The sequence below is a fragment of the Oligella sp. HMSC05A10 genome (assembly GCF_001808335.1).
Lineage (GTDB): Bacteria > Pseudomonadota > Gammaproteobacteria > Burkholderiales > Burkholderiaceae_B > Oligella > Oligella urethralis.
This window is the reverse complement of sequence record NZ_KV792915.1, coordinates 1-4,526: the sequence shown is the minus strand read 5'-3', so window position 1 is coordinate 4,526 and position 4,526 is coordinate 1. Positions and strand designations below refer to the sequence as shown.

The 4,526-nt window shown below is 42.0% G+C and carries 3 protein-coding genes; all 3 read left to right on the top strand.

The genetic code is table 11. The annotated features are described in order from the left end of the window. Nucleotides 1-62 precede the first annotated feature (62 nt). Complete coding sequence (infA, locus tag HMPREF3144_RS05430; RefSeq protein ID WP_070476861.1) at nucleotides 63-293, top strand: translation initiation factor IF-1; 231 nt, start codon at nucleotides 63-65, stop codon at nucleotides 291-293. Nucleotides 294-452: 159 nt separating this feature from the next. Then, on the top strand, nucleotides 453-1,586 hold the full coding sequence (locus HMPREF3144_RS05425; RefSeq protein ID WP_070469607.1) for an LPS O-antigen chain length determinant protein WzzB: 1,134 nt from the start codon (nucleotides 453-455) through the stop codon (nucleotides 1,584-1,586). 138 nt (nucleotides 1,587-1,724) lie between these two features. After that, nucleotides 1,725-4,199 (top strand): DUF3772 domain-containing protein, encoded by a 2,475-nt coding sequence (locus HMPREF3144_RS05420; RefSeq protein WP_070476858.1) that lies wholly within the window; start codon nucleotides 1,725-1,727, stop codon nucleotides 4,197-4,199. Nucleotides 4,200-4,526: the final 327 nt, after the last annotated feature.

Below are 4,526 nucleotides of genomic sequence, written 5' to 3'. Positions count from 1 at the left end.
CCGTCTAGTTGTAGGAATCCCATCCCTTTAGGGAAGGGAGGAAGTCAAAGGAGAATAACACGATGTCTAAAGAATCTTTAATCCAAATGAAAGGTACCGTTACTGAGGTACTGCCTGATTCCCGTTTTCGTTTCACCTTGGATAACGGCCACCCATTAATCGCCTACAGTGCTGGCAAAATGCGCCGACACAATATCCGCATCTTGGCAGGTGATGAGGTATCAATTGAGTTATCACCTTATGATTTAGATAAAGGTCGCATTGTTTACCGTCATTTAGCTAAGCGTCACTAAATTTACCTCGCCCAAGGAGCGCATTACGCCTTATCGTGATGCGCTTTTTTCTTGTTAAACTAAAAAAGCACTTAGTAATTTTATTAGCCTCACAGCAAGCTTAATGTATTAAAATACATGTCAAATCAACAAACGGAATTGTAATTTAGGACGTAGCACATGTCAGAAGCTTCTAATCACAAGCCATACCAGATGGGCACAGAGCAGGATGAGATTGATCTCTTGGACTTGTTAAGTACCTTATGGGCCCACAAATTTTTAATTATATTGTTTACTGTATTGGGCTTTGCTGCTGCCTATGGTCTATCATTATTACAGACTGAGCAATGGCGTTCAAGCGCTGCTGTGGTTGCACCACGTCTTGTTGATACCGAGGGTTTGGTAACCGAGGCGCGTACCATTCAACACATTAATAATCCGAAGAGCATTAATAACCCCAAAGAGGATATTGATATCAATGAGTTTTTAATCAATATCTTTAATAACTTCTTATACACTGCTGCTGACCATGATGAAAAGCAGAGCTATTTATCAAAGACGGCCCTCTTTCAACGACTACAAAAAGATGCCGAGCCAAACGTAGTGCTAGATCGTTTAAGTCAAAATCTCTCGGTGCAACTACCGGATGAAAAAAATAAGTCCTTAGCGACTAGCTACACCCTATCTTTTATCAGTGATACCCCGGAAAGTGCTCAAGAGGTACTAAGCGGTTATATAGACAATATCAACCAGGTTGCCACGAAAACCATACGCAATGACTTTTATAACGACTTAAACTCAAAAATTGCTGCAGCCAAACAAGGCAAAGAGATTTTAGAGCGAGCAGCCAACACCAGGCGCCAAATCAATATTGAACACTATACAAATGCGCTTTCAATTGCGCAAAAGGCCGGTATTAAGAGCGTTTCTGGCGGCTTAGCCGGACTTAATGGTATTGCCAACAGCGAGGTGATGTTACAAATTGATTTAAACAACCCTGAGCTGCTCTATTTGCAAGGTGAAGAAATTTTAAGTGCATTGCTAGAGGTTGCAAAAAATAGTCCGGTCATCTATCCGGATGAGTACTTTCAGCTTCAATACCGAATTGAAGCCCTCGAAGCACTCCAAAATAAGGAGCCGGAGTTTCAAGCCTTCAGCTACTTAATGCGCCCTACCCTCCCACCAAAGCGCAGTTCACCTAAACGCGCCCAAATGGCTGTGATCGGTGCTTTAGTTGGCGGTGTTTTATCATGCTTAGTCGTTTTAATCATGGCCGCTTTCAGAAATAGAAACAAGGCACTGGCTCAAAACTAACTACTTTTTAAACAGCGAAACCAAGTGTTTCGCTGTTTTACCTTAAGCAAGGGTTAGAGCCTCACTATCCTAAGCACAATTTTTTGCTACAGTTAACTCATGCTGTAAACGCTATTCCGCTTATCTTTTTTATACTCTATGCGTGTCTCATTATTTGCTTTTATCTGCGCCTTATTAGTTAGTTTATTATTACCGCTGACCGCCTTAGCGCAAAGCGTCGCTGATACCGACGCCATCACCGTTGAACAATTACAGGCGCAGTTAGATGAGATACCTGTAAGCAGCAAAGACAATGCCGACTTACAACAGCTCACCACAAAGCTCAGTAAAATTCAGCAAAATGCTCAGAGCCTCCTAAACCAAGTAACGCAGCAAGTGGTCGATTTAAATGACAAATTAAATCGCATCAATACACCCGCAGGCGCAGCTAAAACAGAGGCGCCAGATTCGACCGAAGCCACAAGCACCGAAGCCACCAAATCAAATGCCGGTCCCGAAGCTGCATTTATTGATGAGCAACGCAGTGCACTGCAATCTGAACATGACAAATTAGACGCACAACGCAAACATTTAATTTTAATTATCAGTGCGGCGGAAGAAAAAAGAAAGCTACTTATCAATGAACGACGTCAGCGCTTCAAAGCCGAACTTTCTTTAAAAGTGCGTAGCATGTTAAACCCGAGCTTTTGGCGTAACTGGACGCTCGCAATGTCTACAGATGCCGCACGTATTCAAGCGTTTAAAAATGACTTAAGCGCTCTTGCCACAGAAGCCATTAACAAAGAAAATCGTTGGCCACTAGTGACAGGAATTTTACTCAGTATCTTTGCCTTTGTTTTTATTAATCGATATGTCAATCAATCGCTGAATTACGCGCTTATCACTATTATTCCTAACGGCAGAGCTCGCCGCTCCTTTTATGCGCTCGCTAAACTCCTGCTAAGGGTCTTATTGATGGGACTTGTGTGCTTATTAGTTTACTTGGGATTGAATTGGAATGATATTTTAAATCCTGAACTTAAACGCTATTTACAGCAAATATTTTATGCCATGCTACTCGCCTCCTTTATTTACGGTATGGGCGAAGCGATGCTTTGTCTTAAGCATGATACCTGGCGCTTGACTAATTTAAGCGGTGATGAGGCACGTGCCTTAAGCCCCTATCCGACATTATTAGCCTTATTAACACTGAGCTACCAAATCGTAACCATAAGCGGCAACTACATCGGCACGAGTTTTACCACTGAGCTAAGCGTTAATACACTGGCTACCTTTTTGACGTGTTTATTAAGCTTCAGCTTTTTTACTCGCTTATCGCGGGGTGGAAAACCTTTAAACAAAAAGCTCGTGGACTCAAGAGCCGCTGCAGAAGGTGAGCCTACTGAAGACACGACTCCAGCAGAGGAAGAAACAAATCCTAAGTATCCGTTTTGGTTTGTGTCACTGACATCGATTGCCTGGCTACTTTCCTTGGTGGCGATAATTATCACCTTAACAGGCTATGTCAGTATGGCCTCATTTATTGTGAATCAATTGGTGTGGACCGTCTTGGTCACTTCTGCCTTTTATATTGCGTGGAAATTAGCGGATGACCTGTATCATGCCCTGCTTGGTAATAAAGCGCTACTTGGCAACTACTTAATTAGGGCGTATGCAATCAGCGATGACCTCATTAATCAATTTATCGTGGTGCTATCTGCCATCACCAAGGTTTTATTGATTTATGCATTAATCCGAATCCTATTATTGCCCTTCGGCACAAATATTACTGAATTTTCGAATTTCTCGGCGATGCTCAATCGCTTAATGGCTGAACATAACTTTGCCTTGAGTACCAGCGGTATTATCAGTGCCATTTTTATCTTTATTATTGGCTTTTGGTTAATAAAGATTTTCAAAACGTGGCTAGAGAAAAAATATTTCCCTAATACTAAACTTGAAAAAGGGGTGCAATCCAGTATTTCAACCATGTCGGGCTACCTCGGTGGTGTCCTGGTCATTGCCTTAATCCTCGGTGCCCTGGGACTAAGCTTTGATAAAATTACGTGGGTTGCCAGTGCCCTCTCCGTCGGCATCGGTTTCGGTTTGCAATCTATCGTGCAAAACTTTATTTCCGGTCTTATTTTACTAACAGAAAGACCAGTGAAAGTCGGTGACTGGGTGGTTGTAGGTAATAATGATGGTGATATTAAACGTATTAATATTCGTGCCACTGAAATTCAATTATTTGACCGCTCTACGCTGATCGTGCCAAACTCTGAATTTATTACCAAGGCTGTACGCAATATGACGCTAGACAATAGCGGAGGTCGCATACAAATCAAACTCCCTTTACCCATCAATACAAATCCACGGATTGTGGCCGATATGGTGCTTGCTGTGATGGCAGAACATGAGGCAGTGCTTGAAGATAATGAACCCTATGTGCGCCTTGATGCAATTGATACTAGTGGACTTATGCTGACTGCCACCTGCTATGTGCCCAGCGCGCGCATTGTAGGTAAAATCCGCAGTGAACTTCTATTTGAAATATTAGACCGTCTACATCAAGCAGAGATTAACCTCATCAGCCCAGTGCCGGTTAATCAAATCGGTGGCAGCGGGAGTTTTTAAGGTATTGATTAGGAGGTGGATAAGTATTGGCATCTCGTGTATTGACCCAGTAAAAACCTACTCAGGTCTTATTTGATATGATGAAGAAAATTTGACCATGAGTAAAGAGATGAAATCAGAGAAGCGTTAGCGGCATAAGCTGAGCAAAAAGTGCTGGTCATTATAGTTCGCTAATTTTAGCTCTTTCAAAGCGACTTCTATTGATGCTAATTTCATCTAAATAATATCAAACTAAAACTCATCGACCGTCAATTAAGCTATTTACTCATCAATGGTCAGGTATAAGGGTTTAGTGGAGGGTGTAAGGTATTTTGTGTAACTTGATTT

Bases quoted from the DNA above. Each gene is read 5' to 3' on its own strand.
- infA (WP_070476861.1), top strand. From the start codon at position 63: ATGTCTAAAGAATCTTTAATCCAAATGAAAGGTACCGTTACTGAGGTA.
- HMPREF3144_RS05425 (WP_070469607.1), top strand. From the start codon at position 453: ATGTCAGAAGCTTCTAATCACAAGCCATACCAGATGGGCACAGAGCAG.
- HMPREF3144_RS05420 (WP_070476858.1), top strand. From the start codon at position 1,725: ATGCGTGTCTCATTATTTGCTTTTATCTGCGCCTTATTAGTTAGTTTA.